At 39.2% G+C, this 17,886-nt stretch carries 12 protein-coding genes; 7 read left to right on the top strand and 5 right to left on the bottom strand.

The window, feature by feature from the left end; translation table 11 throughout:
- The first annotated feature begins 23 nt into the window (after window positions 1-23).
- The 5 genes from V7K38_RS24260 to V7K38_RS24240 all read left to right on the top strand — a co-directional run bounded on the left by V7K38_RS24260 (window position 24) and on the right by V7K38_RS24240 (window position 6,417).
- Complete coding sequence (locus V7K38_RS24260; protein ID WP_334861459.1) at window positions 24-959, top strand: TatD family hydrolase; 936 nt, start codon at window positions 24-26, stop codon at window positions 957-959.
- Between the two features lie 74 nt (window positions 960-1,033).
- Complete coding sequence (gene eboC, locus V7K38_RS24255; RefSeq protein ID WP_334861457.1) at window positions 1,034-1,966, top strand: UbiA-like protein EboC; 933 nt, start codon at window positions 1,034-1,036, stop codon at window positions 1,964-1,966.
- A 140-nt stretch (window positions 1,967-2,106) separates the two neighbouring features.
- Window positions 2,107-3,333, top strand: coding sequence for a metabolite traffic protein EboE (gene eboE, locus V7K38_RS24250; RefSeq protein WP_334861455.1), 1,227 nt, complete (start codon window positions 2,107-2,109; stop codon window positions 3,331-3,333).
- A gap of 15 nt (window positions 3,334-3,348) precedes the next feature.
- On the top strand, window positions 3,349-4,722 hold the full coding sequence (locus V7K38_RS24245; protein WP_334861453.1) for an alkaline phosphatase family protein: 1,374 nt from the start codon (window positions 3,349-3,351) through the stop codon (window positions 4,720-4,722).
- A gap of 207 nt (window positions 4,723-4,929) precedes the next feature.
- A complete protein-coding gene (locus tag V7K38_RS24240) occupies window positions 4,930-6,417 on the top strand; it encodes a catalase (RefSeq protein WP_334861451.1) in 1,488 nt (495 codons plus the stop codon).
- Window positions 6,418-6,634: 217 nt separating this feature from the next.
- Here V7K38_RS24240 and V7K38_RS24235 read toward each other — a convergent pair whose 3' ends face one another.
- Window positions 6,635-7,063 (bottom strand): hypothetical protein, encoded by a 429-nt coding sequence (locus V7K38_RS24235; protein ID WP_334861449.1) that lies wholly within the window; start codon window positions 7,061-7,063, stop codon window positions 6,635-6,637.
- Window positions 7,064-7,424: 361 nt separating this feature from the next.
- Here V7K38_RS24235 and psbQ point away from each other — a divergent pair, with 361 nt between their 5' ends.
- Window positions 7,425-7,880 (top strand): photosystem II protein PsbQ, encoded by a 456-nt coding sequence (psbQ, locus tag V7K38_RS24230; RefSeq protein ID WP_334861447.1) that lies wholly within the window; start codon window positions 7,425-7,427, stop codon window positions 7,878-7,880.
- 134 nt (window positions 7,881-8,014) lie between these two features.
- Window positions 8,015-9,127 carry an NAD(P)/FAD-dependent oxidoreductase gene (locus V7K38_RS24225; protein WP_334861445.1) on the top strand — a complete coding sequence of 371 codons (1,113 nt, stop codon included), beginning with the start codon at window positions 8,015-8,017 and terminating at the stop codon, window positions 9,125-9,127.
- Window positions 9,128-9,147: 20 nt separating this feature from the next.
- Here the strand turns inward: V7K38_RS24225 and V7K38_RS24220 are convergent, their stop codons facing one another.
- The 4 genes from V7K38_RS24220 to V7K38_RS24205 form a co-directional block, all read right to left on the bottom strand.
- Complete coding sequence (locus V7K38_RS24220) at window positions 9,148-9,600, bottom strand: hypothetical protein (protein WP_334861443.1); 453 nt, start codon at window positions 9,598-9,600, stop codon at window positions 9,148-9,150.
- A gap of 20 nt (window positions 9,601-9,620) precedes the next feature.
- Window positions 9,621-11,294 (bottom strand): GUN4 domain-containing protein, encoded by a 1,674-nt coding sequence (locus tag V7K38_RS24215; protein ID WP_334861441.1) that lies wholly within the window; start codon window positions 11,292-11,294, stop codon window positions 9,621-9,623.
- Window positions 11,295-11,315: 21 nt separating this feature from the next.
- Window positions 11,316-13,349: an ABC transporter ATP-binding protein/permease gene (locus V7K38_RS24210; RefSeq protein WP_334861439.1), complete on the bottom strand. Its 2,034-nt coding sequence runs from the start codon at window positions 13,347-13,349 to the stop codon at window positions 11,316-11,318.
- Window positions 13,350-13,518: 169 nt separating this feature from the next.
- On the bottom strand, window positions 13,519-17,871 hold the full coding sequence (locus V7K38_RS24205) for a non-ribosomal peptide synthetase (protein WP_334861437.1): 4,353 nt from the start codon (window positions 17,869-17,871) through the stop codon (window positions 13,519-13,521).
- Between the last annotated feature and the right edge of the window lie 15 nt (window positions 17,872-17,886).

Here is a 17,886-nt window from a genome sequence, read left to right as displayed (position 1 = left end):
ATCCCCAATTATTAAACCACACCATGATGTTTATCGATCCTCACATTCACATGTGTTCTCGTACTACTTACGATTATTTAGTAATGCGGGAATATGGCATTGTCGCCGTTATTGAACCAGCCTTTTGGTTAGGACAACCGCGAACCAACGCTGGCACATTTAAAGACTATTTCAGTAGTCTTGTGGGCTGGGAACGTTTTCGTGCTAGTCAGTTTGGCATTCAACACTACTGTACAATCGGACTAAATCCCAAAGAAGCTAATAACGAGGCACTAGCAGCAGAAGTGATAGAACTGCTACCACTTTATGCCTGTAAAGAAGGTGTTGTGGCAATTGGCGAAATTGGCTACGACGACATGACAGAAGCAGAAGATAAGTACTTTTGTCAACAGTTAGCATTAGCCAAAGAACTCGATATGTTAGTACTAATTCATACTCCCCACCGGAATAAGAAAGCGGGTGCTATTCAGAGTATGGAGCGCTGTATTGAATATGGCTTAGACCCATCACAAGTAATTATTGACCACAACAACGAGGAAACCGTTGAAGAAGTATTAGGAAGAGGTTTTTGGGCGGCTTTCACAATTTATCCCCAAACCAAGATGGGTAACGCCAGAATGGTAGAAGTTGTCCGTAAGTATGGATGCGTTAGCGTAGCGGGACACGATAGTGTTCGTCGGATCATTGTAGATAGTAGTGCTGATTGGGGTATCAGCGATCCTTTGGCAGTCCCGAAAACGGCTCAGTTAATGTTAGATAGGGGTATTCCTGAAGAACATGTGCGAGCAGTTTGTTATGAAAATGCTCTAGCTGCTTACAGTCAAACTGGGCAGATGAAAGCGTCAGACTGGCTCAATTCCCAATCTGTCGATCAGCGTCAAATGTTCAATGGCAATTCTGTGTTGCGCGGACAAGAACCAGGAATCAAATCAGTTTCAGATTATGTATTGATTGAGTAGAGAATTGGGCATTGAGTATTGCCAAAGAGATTTTTATCTTATTTTGAGAAATTAGTAGGCACGGAGGCAGATGAATGAATGTTGCAAGCTTAAATTTGCAAAGCTGGCGGGGTTATCTAGAATTGATGCGTCCTGCTAATATTGTTACTGCTTGGGCAGATATTCTTGTTGGTTTTGCAGCATCTGGCTCTGGGATGATTTTTGTTCAATTAATAAATGGAGAAGCAAATTTTGTCATCTTAATCCCATTAGCTTGGTTGTTATTAGCTACAACTGGTTTATACGGCGGCGGTATAGTTTTTAATGATGTTTTCGATGCGGAATTAGATGCAAAAGAGCGACCAAATAGAGCAATTCCTAGTGGTCGCGTATCTCGTCAAAATGCTACTTTATTGGGGAGTATACTGTTTGCCATCGGCATTATAGCTGCTTTTCAAGTATCTGCCTTGAGTGCTGCGATCGCTATATTCATCACTCTTTCTTCTCTCCTGTACGATTCACTCGCCAAACATCATCCTTTTTTCGGCCCGCTTAATATGGGTTTGTGTCGTGGCAGTAACTTATTATTAGGTGTGAGTGCTGTACCAGAAATAATAGGAGAACGTTGGTATTTAGCGCTGATTCCAGTTATTTATATTGCTGCTATCACCGCAATTAGCCAGGGTGAAGTTCACGGAGGTAAGAAAATTACGGGAGTAGTTGCATTACTGTTAATTGCAATAGTTTTGACGGCAGTTTTAGCTTTAGGAGTATTAGGAGAGTATACAGCGATCGCAGCATTACCATTTGCGGCTTTATTAGCAATCAGAATCTTGCCTAATTTCATTAAAGCTGCCCAGGAACCAGTAGCCGAAAACATCAGAAATGCTGTAAAAATAGGGGTTTTATCTCTAATAGTTTTAGATGCAACAGTTGCATCTGGTTTTGCTGGTTTGTATTACGGTTTGTTAGTTCTAATTTTGCTGCCAATTTCCATGAAACTAGCGAAAATATTTGCCGTAACTTAAGTTTGAATGTACATACCATGAATAGTCTGTAGGGGCGCATAGATATGCGCCCATCTCCATGAATGTGTGACAGATATCTTGTGAACTTTTATCAGCCAAAGACAACAGATTATTAGTATATATAGGGCGTAAGCTAGAAAATGAAAATTACAAAAGATAGCAACTTTCATTTAACTTATTGCAGCAACATTCATCCTGGTGAAAATTGGCTAGAGGTTTTCACCAATTTAGAAAAGTATATTCCTCAACTCAAATCACGTTTATCACCTACAGAGCCTTTCGGTATTGGCTTGAGATTAGCAGATATTGCCGCAAAAGAACTTTTAGAAAGTAATAATTTAGCTGAATTCCAAGCATGGCTAACTCAGCATAATTTATATGTTTTCACCTTAAATGGATTTCCTTATGGCGGATTCCATCGGCAGGTTGTAAAAGACCAAGTTTATGCACCAGATTGGTCTACACAAGAACGAGTGAATTATACCTTAAATTTGACAGAAATTTTAGCTGTTCTGTTACCAGAAGAATTAGATGGCGGAATTTCTACACTGCCATTATCCTATAAACCTTGGTGGTTAGAAGACGAAGTAACTTTTGATACGGTTCTGAAAAAGAGTTGTTTGAACATAGCATCAGTTGTTGTAGAGATGATTCGTACCCATGAAGAAACAGGAAAGATATTACATATTGATTTAGAACCTGAGCCTGATGGTTTAATTGAAAATACCTCAGAAGTTATTGATTTCTACCAAAATTGGTTGCTGCCAATTGGTGGTAATTACTTATCAGAAAAATTAAATATTGAACAGAATCTAGCAGAGACGAAATTGCTAGAACATGTCCGGGTTTGTTATGATACCTGCCATTTTTCAGTTGAGTATGAGGAACCGCAATCTGTATTTGCGCGTTTGCAATCGGCAGGAATTAAGATTGGCAAAATTCAAATTAGCGCTGCAATTCAAGTAAAAATACCTGCTGATGTAGAAAAGCGGAGTTTAATAGTTGAACGCTTACGTCCTTTTGCCGAATCTACTTATCTCCACCAGGTAATTGAACGTCGCAGTGATGGTACACTCCATAACTATTCTGACTTAATAACTGCATTACCACATCTAGAGCAATCTTTAGCTGAAGAATGGCGAATTCATTTTCATGTCCCAATTTTTATTCATGACTATCAAATTTTGCAGTCTACGCAAGATGACATTGCTACTGTTTTGCATCTACTTCAAACAAATAATGTTTGCTCACATTTAGAAATTGAGACTTACACTTGGGATGTATTGCCATCAGAAATGAAGATAGATTTAATAACTTCTATTCAGCGTGAGTATGAATGGGTATTAAAAGAATTTGCGGCAAATTAAGAGGAAATTAATTTCATGCAGAAAACTGTTGTTATCAATGTCGTGGGATTAACGCCTAGTCTACTAGGAGAAAACACACCGTTTTTATCTTCTTGGGCTGCAAAAGGGCAGTTAGCTTCTATTGGAACAGTGTTACCTGCGGTGACTTGTTCAGTTCAAGCTACTTATTTAACAGGAAAATTCCCTGATGAACATGGAATTGTCGCTAATGGTTGGTACTTCCGCGATGAATGTGAAGTGAAGTTTTGGCGACAATCTAATAAATTAGTCCAGGCTCCCAAAATTTGGGAAATAGCTAAATCAATTGACCCAAATTTTACTTGTGCTAACCTTTTTTGGTGGTACAACATGTATTCTTCAGCAGATTATGCGATTACGCCGCGCCCAATCTATCCCGCAGATGGGAGAAAATTACCTGATATTTATACCCATCCTAGTGATGTGCGATCGCAAATTCAATCTGATTTAGGAAATTTCCCTCTGTTCGATTTTTGGGGGCCAAAAACTTCCATTAGTTCTAGCCAATGGATTGCCAATTCTGCAAAATGGATTGAGGAACGCTACAGCCCTACATTATCACTAGTTTACTTACCACATTTAGATTACTGTCTGCAAAAATTTGGTAACAATCAAACACAGATTCAAGCTGATTTGCAAGAAATTGATGCTGTTTGTGGCGATTTGATTGAATATTATCAAGCACGCAATACTCAGGTTATTATTCTTTCTGAATATGGCATTACCCCAGTTTCTAAAACTGTGGATTTAAACCGTGTACTCCGGGAAAATGGTCTAATTGCTATCCGAGAAGAATTGGGGCGAGAACTGCTCGATTTTGGTGCTAGCATTGCCTTTGCTGTTGCCGATCACCAAATTGCTCATGTGTATGTGAACGATCCAGCGTACATCCCGAAAGTGCGATCGCTTTTAGAAGCGACTGAAGGCGTAGCGCAGGTATTGGATGAAGAGGGTAAACAAGCCTACCACCTTGCTCATCCTAGATCGGGAGAGTTGGTAGCGATCGCTCAATCTGACGCTTGGTTTACCTATTATTATTGGCTCGATGATGCAAAAGCACCTGATTTTGCTAGAACTGTAGATATCCACCGCAAACCTGGTTACGATCCTGTAGAACTTTTCCTCGATCCACAAATCAAATTTCCTCAAGGCAAAATTGCTCTCAAGCTACTTAAGAAGCAACTAGGTTTCCGCTACTTAATGGATGTAATTCCTCTGGATGCTTCTCTAGTACGTGGTTCTCACGGTAACATTACCACTTCTTCAGATGAAGGGCCTCTATTTATTACCCAGCAAACTCACTTAGTTAATGAACATCAAATTGAAGCGACAGATGTTTGCTCGTTGATTCTCAAACATTTAAATACCTGAAAGGCAGTATAGAAGCGATATATCGTCTCTACATATTACCAAAATACAAAAAAATTTCTTGTAATTCATAATCATATCGAGTATGCTTTGTATATAAACTCGTTATGACTATGAATTAGATTGTTCTATCAGTAGGCATCCGTCAATCTATTGACTAAAATATACTGTGGTCAATCTAAATAACTTACATGGAGAGCTTCTTTAACCATGACTGAACCCCAAAACTTAACAACTGCTGACGGTATTCCTGTTAGCGATAACCAGAACTCACTTACGGCTGGAGCGCGTGGCCCTCTATTAATCCAGGATTTCCACCTCTTAGAAAAGCTGGCTCATTTCAACAGAGAACGTATTCCTGAAAGAGTTGTCCACGCTAAAGGTGCGGCGGCTCACGGTACTTTAACTATTACCAATGACATTACCCGCTACAGTAAAGCCAAACTTTTTTCTGAAATTGGCAAGAAAACGGAACTTCTGTTGCGCTTTTCTACAGTTGGGGGAGAAAAGGGTTCAGCAGATGCCGAGCGCGACCCTAGAGGTTTTTCCCTCAAGTTTTATACTGAGGAGGGTAACTGGGATCTTGTAGGTAACAATACCCCTATTTTCTTCATCCGCGACCCTTTGAAGTTTCCTGATTTTATCCATACCCAGAAGCGCAATCCTCAAACCAATTGCAAAGACCAGAATGCAAAGTGGGATTTTTGGTCACTCAGTCCAGAATCGCTTCACCAGGTGACGATTTTGTTTTCAGATCGGGGAATTCCAAAAACCCATCGAAACATGGACGGCTTCGGTAGCCATACCTTCAGTTTAATTAATGCTGAAGGTAATCGCGTCTGGTGCAAATTTCACTTTAAGAATCTGCAAGGGCATCAAACTTTGACTGAGGAAGAATCAGCCAAGATTAAGGGTGAAGATCCCGATCATGCGACTCACGATCTATTTGAAGCGATCGCTAACAAAGATTATCCCAAATGGCGGATGTGTATTCAGGTGATGACCGAGGAACAAGCGGAAAAACATCCAGATAATCCCTTTGACTTGACCAAAGTTTGGAAACAAGGAGAATATCCTTTAATTGAAGTCGGGATATTAGAGCTAAATCGGAACCCAGAGAATTATTTTGCCGAAGTAGAGCAAGCCGCTTTTAGCCCTAGTGCAGTGGTTCCGGGTATTAGTTTGTCTCCAGACAAAATGCTTCAAGCTCGGATCTTTTCTTACCCAGATGCTCAACGCTATCGCTTAGGTAGTAACTATCAGCAACTACCTGTCAACCAGCCCAAATGTCCAGTGATGCATTATCAGCGAGATGGCTTTATGGCACCGGGGAACAACCACGGTAGCGCTCCTAACTATGAACCCAATACTGCTGAGGGTACGCCCAAAGAAAATCCAGCTTATGCAGAACCACCTAGTCATTTGGGCGATGTCACAGTCGATCGTTACAGTCATCGTGAAGGAAACGACGATTACACCCAAGCAGGTAACTTGTATCGGTTACTAACTCCTGAGCAGCAAGAGCGTCTTGCTCATAATATCGTCGGTAGTCTCTCTCAAGCGAGACAGGATATCCAAATGCGCCAACTTTGCCACTTCTTCCGGGCAGATATTTCTTATGGTCGTCGTGTAGCTGAAGGATTGGGCATTTCAATCGATCCCTCAATGTTTTCTGCCACTGCTCAACTTGTACGGTAACTGGTAGCCTCATAGTTTCGTAGGGTGTGTTATGCCGTAGGCTAACGCACCGAAAACTTAGATGGTGAGTTACGTACTTAAGCTAAATTTAGATCCCCGACTTCTTCAAGAAGTCGGGGATTTGATAATAAAGAAAATTCATTTGATTAACTTACAAAATCAATCAAGGTAATTAGAGATGAAATTAACAGCAACAGAAAACTGAGACAAGTTGATTTTATTCACTTAGTTTATTAAAAACTTCTAAAATCTGTCGGCAAATCTGTTTGAGCTTATCCTCGATTTCACTAGAAGGCGAAGATGTGCCAACAACACTCCAGTTTTCCACCGTAGAAAGTCGCCAAGCTTCACCGCGATGATCGAATCCAGCTACCTCCACACCGATCGCACGGCGGGAATTATTGATGGGATCTTGATAAAATCGGATTTGAATTAAAATACTACGACTTCGCCAAGATTTGCTGATACCAGGAAAGTGAAAGCCAATATCTATAGAATCTGGATCAACTAACTCCCTAGTTTCCGGGTCATTCTTCCAAGGTTTAAGATCGGATTTGGCATCAGGAAACTCGAATTTGAACAAATTAACCACTGTAGCTATGTTGCTGGCGAGTTCAAGGTTCGTTGCCTGTTCAGCTGCGTTCACTAAAAAACACTCCTATATTGCGTCGGCATCTTCTGGGGATGTGAAGACAGAAAAACCGCCAGAAGGCTTATATTACTGGTGTTTCAGCTTATCAATACCTTTAATATTTCGCAACTCCAAATCATACTTCCCTAACAATCGTTGTTACTAACAGACAGCAAAAATCGCTTCTTCTTGGGACTGGCTAACACCTATTAAGTAATTGTACTTAAAAAAATCCTCAAAAGCAGATGGAACTCTGCTCTTTAGAGAAAATATCAAGATTTTCTGCAAAATCCTTGGCTGACAAGAACGATAAATTGCGCTAGCGATCTAAAATGACACTGTGAATCGGTAAACAAAAAGCAATTAAGTTCAATATATGGTGCGTCAACGCTCGATTTTTTCATTTTTCCTAGTACTATTGGCCACATTCCTGATTAGTTGTGGTGGCCCTGGTGTTGCGATCGCACCTCCAACTTACACAGCGACTCAACTTGAAAGAATTCAGACTTATGTTCCTGAAATTCAGGCTGTGCGCGATCGCTCAGATGAGTTGAGAACCCTGATTAAAGAAGGTGATTGGATCAATGTGCGTAACTTTATACACGGCCCAATAACAGAAGTAAAGCTGAATCTGACTTATGTCACTCCCAACCTTCTACCCAAAGACCAACCTACAGCTCGTCAAATAACGCGAGATTTTTTTAAAGACCTGGTTAAACTCGATAAAGCTACTAGTGCTAGCAATCCTCTAGTTGCTTTAAATAACTCCCAAGCTGCTTTCGCAGACATTGACAAATTCCTCGATTTGCTTCCTAAAAAAGAAGAAGGTTAATAATTAGAGACGCGATGAATCGCGTCTGTACAAGAGTTAGGAGTTAGAGACGCGAGAAATCTGTGTCTGTACAGGAGTTAGGAATTTCAAATTTTTAACTCCTAACTCCTAACTTCTCACTTAAGGCATAAGTAATGAATGTAGTAATTATCGGTTGTGGTGTAGTTGGGGCTGCGATCGCTTATGAACTGAGTCTAGTAAAAGGACTCAAAATCACAGTTTGCGATCGCCAACCACCAGCCCAAGCTTCCACGGGCGCTGCACTTGGCGTTTTGATGGGCGCAATCAGCCAAAAAATAAAGGGCAAAGCTTGGCAGATGCGACAAACTAGCATCCAACGCTATGAAACTTTGATTCCCGAATTAGAAGCTTTAACAGGTCGCAAAATCCCTTTTAACCGTCAAGGAATTCTCAGTCTGGGTTTGGAAGAGGAGAATTTAGCAGCATGGGAAAAACTTGTAGAAATTCGCCACTCTCAAGGCTGGCATTTAGAAATATGGGACACGGCTAAACTCCAGAATATCTGTCCTCAAGTTGATTGCGAAAAAATTACTGGCGCTGTTTATTCTCCCCAAGATCGTCAACTCGATCCCACTGCTCTCACATTAGCTTTAGTTGAGGCTGCCCAGCAAAACGGCGTAACTTTCAAATTTGGTGTGACTGTTTTGGATGCTCAAACCTCATCACCTGAATCTTCCCCCCAATTTTGCATTCAACTTGAGACTACAGAAGGAAAAATAGGCGGAGATTGGTTTGTAGTCGCAGCAGGGCTAGGTTCAACACCACTGACGGCAAAATTAAATCAGATAATTGATATCCGCCCCGTACTTGGACAAGCGTTGCAAATGCGTGTAGGGCATCCATTAGGCAATCCCGACTTTCAGCCAGCGATAACGGGTAATGATGTGCATATTGTTCCTGTAGGCGGTGGAGATTATTGGGTAGGTGCGACGGTGGAGTTTCCCAGTAATGGAAATGAGATACCGCCAAATCAAGAACTATTGGAATCTGTTAGAGAACAAGCGATCGCATTTTGCCCAGAGTTAGCCACAGCAAAAATTCTCCGCACTTGGTCGGGGTTACGTCCCCGTCCTGAAGGTCGTCCAGCCCCAGTTATTGGTAAATTACCAGGGTTTAATAACATCCTCTTAGCTACCGGACACTATCGCAACGGCGTTTTACTAGCACCCGCCACAGCTTATGCAATTCGTGAGATGATTAGCGATCGGGGATTAATCAGTAGGTAAACCTAGCTGTTGTCTCAACTTTAATTATTTCTATATGTTACCCCGGTCGGATTATAGGATGGGATACTTATTTTTGTACCAATAATTGATTGTTCGCCATCTCTGAGTAAAAATTTAGAACTATTAATTTTAACGACTTCATACTTTTCTGTTATAAACAAAGAACCCAAAGTGGCTATAACATCGGCAATAGAAATTTTAAAAACTAGCGGTATCTGTAAATTCAAAAATGATTTGGGAATACTTTTAATATTTAAATGCAGCCTGCGATCGCTTACATACCAGATTCCACTAAATTTATTCCCTGTTACAAGTTCTTTAGGTTTATGTAGAATGAATGTTTGAACCCTAGTTTGCTCGTAAGTCATATCATCTTTAAAGACAATAGATATTTTTTCCCAAGACGTATCAAAACGCCATTTCCCAAAAAGTAAAATTTCTATTTCTGTATCAGAAAGATTAATATTATTCATAATTTAAGATTTTGGATTTTTTAAAGTATTAATGTTTGCTTACAAATTTTTGTTCTAGAAAAAAATAAGTGCATCTGCCAAATTAACCAAGACCCCACGCGCCACGCTGCCATTGACAGGTCTTTTGTAGATGAGTTTGAGGATAAATCGAAGGTATGTTGGTCATAGTGTAACCATTTAGCCGGTAGGTGTCCCATCGGTGTCATCGGGGACAATTTAAAAGTTAGTTGCTCATAGTCTAACCAGTTTCCCTCTTTTCGCCAACCAAGGCGATCGCCAAGTCTCTTTTCTGCTTCATAGTCTACTTTACCACCCATTTCGCTCCAGATACTTTCCTGAACACTGAAGCCAAAATAACCATAACTGTATTGTTCCCACAGCTGATCGATAATGTGTAAGTCTTGACAAGAAAAGTTATCAATATCTTCCTTATAAACCTCATTCCAATAATCCTTCTTCATGACTTGTAGGATTAATTTAGTAGTTTCAATATCAGCTTCTTTCCATTTATGCTCACCCAGCAGATCCCGCAGTTGTGTATAATCGATATTTCTCTTGCTTGGGAACGTAACATTGTTATTTGTCAGTTCCATAAATCTTGTTTTTTCAACAGGCGCTATAGAGACAAAATTTACTTCTGCTATGTCTAATACTTTTCTTTGATCGGTGAGTTGCTTAGATATGTAATTAGAGATTAAATCAATTCCCTTGTCTAAAAATACACCATTTTCACTCAAGTCTAAATTATCGATTTGCCAATCAAATAATTGAGATTCAATAAAAGCATCTTTTAATCGGGCTTTTTTATCATAACTTGTCACCATAAAATCAAGAAAAGTTTCAGAAATTGTCTCAGTGTCTCCAATGTTTAATAAATTTGATTTATGTTTCAAAATATTGTCCCCTAAGATTTTAATATCTCCAACAGTTGCGTAGAAATATTCATCTACTTTGACAGCTTCATCTATTAAAGATTGGAAAGGACTAAAGTAATCTTGCAAAGAATTTTCAAAATTGATTGCAGTATGAGCAATTTTAGCTATTTCTTTACGTAATTTATTGGCTTTTATTTGATATTCATAAATCTCTTGATATACTTCTATATCTTTGACTATTTGCTGAACGATTTCTTCTTGTATTTTGGTATCTTCTGTCAGTTTTTTAATTCCATTACCAAGCAATTTTATCTTTTCTAGCATCATAAAATAGGCATTGGTTAATAGTAAAACTGATTTAAAGTTTTCTTGCTTTTCCCATTTCAAATCTTCAATTATTTTTAGATTATTTTTATTTTTTATCTCTAAATTTATTCTTTCATCTTCTAAATTTTTTATTTCTAGATATTTTTGTTTGAATAACTTCTTTAAGTCATCTGTAAGTTTTAACAAAAAATTATGATAACTATCCTTATAGTTTTCTAGTAAATTAATAATATCAATGTAATCCTTAATGAAAAGTCTGATCTCCTCAAAAATCTCTCCCTGACTAATTTCTTCTTTCCGCTTAATTATTCCTCCAAACTGATGATTATATCGAATACCTTCTTTAATTAGTCTTTGACGTTCTCTAATTTTTTTTTGAACTATTTTTACACCATTATTTTTGAGGATCGGCAATTGATAAGTTTGTTCGTAAATGGAAATATTTTCGTAAGCAATTAATTGTCTTTGCTGTTTAGTTAGCATATCCTTCATTTTTAAAACTATGAATACTTCTTAAGCTCTTACCCATTTCAATACCTTCGGATCTTTGTTATACCGATAGGTAAAGCCATCTTTAGTAGTAATGGATTTTCCCAGGCTAGCCTTGCTACGAATAGTATTAATAGGATAGTCTGTTAATGTTTGCATTTCCTTATGAGAAAGTGCTGCAATTATGTCTATCTCAATCGATATTTCTGGTTGAGTTGGAGATTGATTATCGGGTGCGATATTTATTGATATCTCAGTATTTTTTTGGTAATAATTGACAATTTGCTGTGCTTTTTGAAGGCGATAATCTTCCACAGTTACAAGTTGCCAACTAGAATCTTGTGATAATTCTAAAACCCATTGATGATAATTAAATAAACTTTCTCTATGTCCAACACTGATAAAAGTTGTCTTAGTTGATTGTAACTGCTCATATAATTTTCCTTCATTGTTCAAATCTAAAGCGCCTGTTGCTTCATCTAATATAGTAAAGCTAGGATGAGTAATTAATAATCGTGCGAATGCAAGACGCTGTTGTTCACCCAATGAGAGTATATTCTCCCAAGGAACTTCAGTATCAAAACCATCTACTCGACTTAGCAAGTTTTGCAAGTTAACTCGTCGCAAAATTTCTTCTAGTTCTCCATCGCTCATTTTGCGATTTGTTTGAGGATAGAGTAACTGTTCGCGCAAAGTTCCCAAAATTATATAAGGACGTTGGGGCAAAAACAATACTTGCTCTAAGGGAGGCCGCACCAGACGACCACTTCCAGCATTCCACAAACTAGCGATCGCTCTCAACAGAGAACTCTTACCTCGACCACTCGGCCCAACAATCAATAAACCTTCTCCAGGCTGAACAGAAAGTGATAAGTCTTCGACGATTACCTGCTCATAGTTTGGTGTTTGTAAGGTGACATGCTCGAAAGCAAGACGGTTTTCTTCTATAGTTTTAATTGTACTTACATTCTCTGGTTCTTTGGTGACAGCTTTTAACGCATCTGACAACTCGCTTAAACGCTCAACGTAACTAGAAAATCTTCCAGAAGTTCCAAATTCATTGATTACTTCTGCCATAGCAGTAGCAAACAGATTGCAAGCTAAACTAGCTTGGCCAACTTGTCCAAAATCAATTTCATCTCTAATATATAAAGGCCCAAGTACTATAAATGGAAAAATTTGGATAACAGCCTGATATCCTCTACTAAAAATATCCTTATTTCTTTCCCAATTAATCTTGCGTGTAGCACTTTTTATCAGATTACTAAATCGGCGCTGAATTATATTAACTTCTTGTTTTTCTCCCTGAAAAAAAGCTATCGATTCAGCGTGATTCCGAACATGGGTTAAAGCATAAGCGTAGTCAGCTTTAAATTCGAGTTCTTCTTGATTAATCTTATTCAATTCTTGAGTCAAGTAAACAGCAATCACATTGCCTATGATGGTATAAACAACTAAAGCAACTGCAACAAATTGCGAAATTGACCAGAGAATGACTAAAAAAGTTATCATTTCTAGCGTTTTTTCTAGTAAAGTAGCTGAAAAATTGAGAGCGCTTTTGGTAATAGGTTCGATTTCTTGCGATAGACGTTGATCTGGGTTATCAATATCAGATTTAAAGTTTATTTTATAATAAGCACGCTTTCCGAAATATTTTTCTAATGTGTGATTATTTAGCCATTCATACCAATCAAGAGCAATTTTTTTTCTGATAAACTTCGTAAATCCTACTAGAAGTGTGACGCAGATAAGAGCAGCAGCGTAAACCAATACTGTATCAACAAATTTATTAAAATCTTTCTCTTGAATGATCGCATCGACCAAATAGCGACTAACGAAGCTATTAAAAGCAGTTACACCTACGAGCGCAATTATTAATAATATTAGGATAATCAGCATTCCCCAGGCGCGAATCACACTTGAGAAAACTCTTCCCTGTGCCTCTGTGGGATACCAGTAAGGCCCTGCGATCGCTTTAATATTTTCCCAAAATTGAGTAAAAGTTGAAATAAAAGAATCCTTTTTTAAGGGTTGATCGTGAAAAGTCGTAGATTGCATTTTCTATTCCTGTTTGAGGCAATTAAAGGGGCGAGTTTTTGTTTAGTTGGGTAATAGAATAAAAGACTTGCATAGTTTTATTAATAAGTTTGATATGAAATATAATCAAGAGAAACGAACCGCAAAGGCGCAAAGTACGCAAAGAAAGAAGCTATGAAATAGTTAATCTCTACTGTGCGCTATCTGCGATCGCCAGCTGTAATTGTCTTGCTAAGATTTTTACATTGGGTTCATAAAGCATTCGACCGTGGTTTCCAGGTACTTCAATCACTCTGACATCATGTTGAGTATAGGCTTGCCATCCCCAATCAGGTAGATCGCAATCGGAAAAAGCTTGGAGTTCTTGCAAAAGAATCTCCTGAACTTCTTGAGCGCGGAATAAAACAATGGGTGCAGAAATTGGATGATGGGGCTGATATTTAGCATAATTGACCGTCAGTATTTTCATTACTTGCAGATTTGTTTTCAGTAAGGAGAGGGTTGAGTGTTCCGGTAGAACATTATGACGGTACAAATATTCTGCCGTCAGTTCCCATCTGGCTTGATCATCAGTTTGAACGGCTAAATCAGCATATTGCAGACCTAAAGAGATTCCCCTCAGGGCTTCAATTCGCTGAATCGTTTGCCAAATCCAATCAAGGTCTGTTCTATCAGTAATACACTCAGGGCGAGAAACTAGTCCGGCATCAAAGATAGCTAGTAAACTCACCGTTTCACCTTGCTGTTCGAGTTGAGAAGCCATTTCAAAGGTAACGGCACCACCTGAAGAATATCCTGCCAGGATGTATGGACTGTTGGGTTGCTGTTGGCGTAATTGCTCAATCAGCTGACTAGCATGAAGCTCAACCGACTCAGGGAGCGCAGTAGAACCGTTTCTTCCTGGAGTTTCGAGTCCATACACTGGCCGTTCATTTATGAAATTGATCGCTAAATCTCGAAAATAGAAGCTGTGTCCGTTTGCGCCAGGAAGACAAAATAGAGGGGTTGCATCTCCTAGAGGTTGAAGTACAAGTAAATCAGAATTTGACTGTTGAACCTCATGATTACTTAGTTGTTGTGCGAGTTGAGCAATAGTAGGATTCTGAAATAAACTACTTAAAGAAAGTTGTCGCTCAAATATTTGTTGAATATTATTGAGCAGTTTTACCGCTAGTAAAGAATGGCCACCCAAATCAAAGAAGTTATCATGAATTCCAATTTCTTGACGTTCTAGAACAGCAGACCAAACCTTTGCTAGCTGTTGTTCAACTTCGTTGCGTGGGGCTTCATATAAGCCTTCAATCTCACCATTGGGAGCGGGTAAAGCTTTTCGGTCAATTTTCCCATTGGGAGTTAAAGGCAACTTATCTAAAACAATAATCTGAGCAGGTATCATGTAATCTGGCAGACGGGATTTAAGATCGTTTTTTAATTGTGTAGATAAATCACTAGTAATTCCCGTTAGATATGCAATCAAACTCTGGTTTTTCTCAGTTTTATATAAAGTTACAATTGCTTCTTTAACTAAGGGATGTTGCAATAAAATTGATTCAATTTCACCGAGTTCAATCCGAAATCCTCTTAATTTAATCTGATCGTCAATGCGACCCAGATACTCAAGATTACCATCAGAATTCCATTTTGCTAAATCACCAGTTTTGTAAATTCGCTCTATTTTACCGAATAAGTTAACTTGAATAAACTTTTCAGAGGTTAAATCAGGGCGATTCAAATAGCCTCGTGCTAAACCCACTCCCGCAATGCACAATTCCCCTGACATTCCTGGGGGCAATGGTTGGTTGTGAGCATCAAAAATGTAGATGCGGATATTAGATAATGGTTGCCCAATGGAAGGTTTTTTCTTATTTGGTTTACAACTAGCGATGGTGGCAATAACTGTCGATTCCGTTGGGCCGTAGCAATTGAAAAAATGTCGTCCTGTTCCCCATTGTGTCACCAATTCGGCTGGGCAAGCCTCACCACCAAGGATTATGGCTTGCAAATCAGGTAAGGTGGCTGGAGGTAATACAGATAAGGCGGAAGGAGGTAATGCAAAATGGGAAATTTTGCAATTAGCTAACAAGTCAATTAAGGCTTGACTTGGTAACAAAGTTTCTTTCTGGGCTAAGTACAAACAAGCACCTGCTCCCAAAGCAGTCGCAATTTCACCAATTGATAAATCAAAACTAAAAGAACCAAATTGAAGCCAACGACTTTGGGGTTTAACTTGAAAAATTTTCGCCCAATTTAAAGCTAGATTAACAATTGCTTGATGTTCAATCATCACCCCTTTCGGTCGTCCCGTCGAACCAGAAGTATAGATGACATAAGCTAAATCATGAGGCGTACTTTGGGGATTGGGATTATCTGACGCGATGTGCAACTTATTCTTAGAACCCCTCTCCAAACCTCTCCCCCACAGGGAGAGAGGCTTTGATTCTTGCTCCCCAACGCTAGTAGGGAAGGGGTTGGGGGTTAGGTTTGAAAGAAAGTTACACACGGCATCATCATTTAATACCTCACCAAAATTTTCTTCATCCAAACAAATTACCTGACAAGGATTTTCCAGTTCAGCTAGGGGTAATTTGTCTTTGAGGAAACTTTGGGTTAGTAACACTGATATCCCAGAATCTTCTAACATGAACCTAATCCGCTCTTGAGGATAATTGGGGTCAATCGGTACATACGCGCCACCCGCTTTGAGGATACCGAGTACACCAATAATCATCTCGAATGACCGTTCAACGCAGATACCAATTAAGGTGTCTGGCTGAATTTGGTAATTTTGAATCAGGTAGTGAGCTAATTGGTTCGCTTTTTGATTAAGTTGTTGATAAGTTAGGCTTTGAGATTCAAACACCAAAGCGAAGTTATTAGGGTTTTTATCAACTTGTTGTTCAAATAGATTAACTAAAGTTTTATCGTGGGGATAATCGGTTTCCGTTCGATTCCAGCGTTGTAGTTGTAGAGCTTCGGCGGTTGTCATCAAAGGTAGAGTTTTGATGAGTTGCTGAGGTTTATCAACAATTCCCTTAAGCAAAACTTGAAACTGTTCCGCCATCCGTTGGATAGTACTTTTCTCAAAAAGATCGGTAGCGTATTCCCAAGAACAATTTAACTGGTTGTCAGATTCTATGACCATAAGTGTAAGGTCAAACTTAGCAAATGGACAATATAAATCGAGCCATTGAATCTCTAATCCTGGCAAACTAATGTCGGGACTTTCATTATTTTCCAGGGTTAACATGACCTGGAATAAAGGATTATGACTCATACTGCGTTCTGGCTGTAACTTTTCTACCAGAAACTCAAAGGGAATATCTTGATGAGAGTATGCATCTAAACAAGTTTGGCGAGTTTCTTGAAGTAATTCAATAAAGCTTTGCTCAGGTTTGATTTGGTTACGCAATACTAAAGTATTGACAAAAAAGCCAATCAATGATTCTGTCTGGCTATGGGTGCGGTTAGCAATAGGAGAACCAATACATAAATCTTCTTGGCGACTGTAACGAGAAAGTAGAACATTCAAAGCCGCCAACAAAGTCATAAATAGGCTTGTGCCTTGTTCTTGACTTAAGGCTTTAATACCAGCGCTTAATTCTGGCGTTAGGGAGTAGAGATAACGTGCGCCTCGGTAGCTTTGCAATGCTGGACGGGGATAATCGGTAGGTAACTCCAGTAATGGGGGAGAATCCTGAAGTTGATGTTTCCAGTAGTTAATTTGAGTTTCTAATACCTCACCCTGTAGCCAGTTTCGCTGCCAGTTTGCGTAGTCGCTGTATTGAATGGGTAATGGTGCAAGGCTTGGTATCTGATTTTGGACAAAAGCCGTATAAGCTTGCCTGAACTCACGAACAAACACCCCCATTGACCAGCCATCACTGACAATGTGGTGCATATTAATCAGCAACACATATTTTTGCTCTTTGATTTGCAGGAGTTTTGCTTTAAATAAAGGGCCAGTATTTAAGTCAAAGGGTTCTTGAACATGAGCATCGATAAAATGCTGGATGGTTGAGGATTGGGGATATTCTTCAAGGTTTCGGTAGTCTTGTATCGTTAGAACTTCGATATTATCTAAATTTGCGTAGTTTACCGCCGCAGGCATCGCAACCTGCGGATTTCCTGCCACTGTGGGAAAATACATCCGTAGGCTGGCATGACGGTTAAGCAGATAAGCAAAACTAGAGCGCAGGGCATCAATATTGAGGTTGCCGTCGAGTTGTAAAACCATCGGCATATTGTAACTAGCTGACGGCCCTTGGAGTTGCGCTAAAAGCCAGAGGCGTTGTTGAGCAAATGAAAGAAATTTTGGGGCATCATCTGCTAAAGTCGGGATTTCCTCGGCGATGACAGTTGTAGCTTTGGCAGAATTTAAAAATGCTAATATATCTGCTTTGTTGGTTTGAATTTCTTGCTTGAGTTCAGAAGTGAGGGTGTTTTTAGTAGTCCGAACTCGGAGCTTATCATCTTCAGCCCAAATTCGGCATCCTATATTCTGTAAACGTAGCATTAAACCAACAACTTGCTCATTTTTAGTCATAATTTTAGTCGGACA

The sequence above is a fragment of the Nostoc sp. genome, assembly GCF_036917465.1.
In the GTDB taxonomy this organism is placed as follows: Bacteria; Cyanobacteriota; Cyanobacteriia; order Cyanobacteriales; family Nostocaceae; genus Nostoc.
This window is presented reverse-complemented; position numbering and strand designations above follow the sequence as displayed.

Excerpts from the sequence above, each read along its gene's own strand:
- psbQ (WP_334861447.1), top strand. The coding sequence starts at position 7,425 with ATGGTGCGTCAACGCTCGATTTTTTCATTTTTCCTAGTACTATTGGCC.
- V7K38_RS24240 (WP_334861451.1), top strand. The coding sequence starts at position 4,930 with ATGACTGAACCCCAAAACTTAACAACTGCTGACGGTATTCCTGTTAGC.
- V7K38_RS24220 (WP_334861443.1), bottom strand. The coding sequence starts at position 9,600 with ATGAATAATATTAATCTTTCTGATACAGAAATAGAAATTTTACTTTTT.
- V7K38_RS24245 (WP_334861453.1), top strand. The coding sequence starts at position 3,349 with ATGCAGAAAACTGTTGTTATCAATGTCGTGGGATTAACGCCTAGTCTA.
- V7K38_RS24215 (WP_334861441.1), bottom strand. The coding sequence starts at position 11,294 with ATGAAGGATATGCTAACTAAACAGCAAAGACAATTAATTGCTTACGAA.
- eboC (WP_334861457.1), top strand. The coding sequence starts at position 1,034 with ATGAATGTTGCAAGCTTAAATTTGCAAAGCTGGCGGGGTTATCTAGAA.
- V7K38_RS24205 (WP_334861437.1), bottom strand. The coding sequence starts at position 17,871 with ATGACTAAAAATGAGCAAGTTGTTGGTTTAATGCTACGTTTACAGAAT.
- eboE (WP_334861455.1), top strand. The coding sequence starts at position 2,107 with ATGAAAATTACAAAAGATAGCAACTTTCATTTAACTTATTGCAGCAAC.
- V7K38_RS24260 (WP_334861459.1), top strand. The coding sequence starts at position 24 with ATGATGTTTATCGATCCTCACATTCACATGTGTTCTCGTACTACTTAC.
- V7K38_RS24210 (WP_334861439.1), bottom strand. The coding sequence starts at position 13,349 with ATGCAATCTACGACTTTTCACGATCAACCCTTAAAAAAGGATTCTTTT.
- V7K38_RS24225 (WP_334861445.1), top strand. The coding sequence starts at position 8,015 with ATGAATGTAGTAATTATCGGTTGTGGTGTAGTTGGGGCTGCGATCGCT.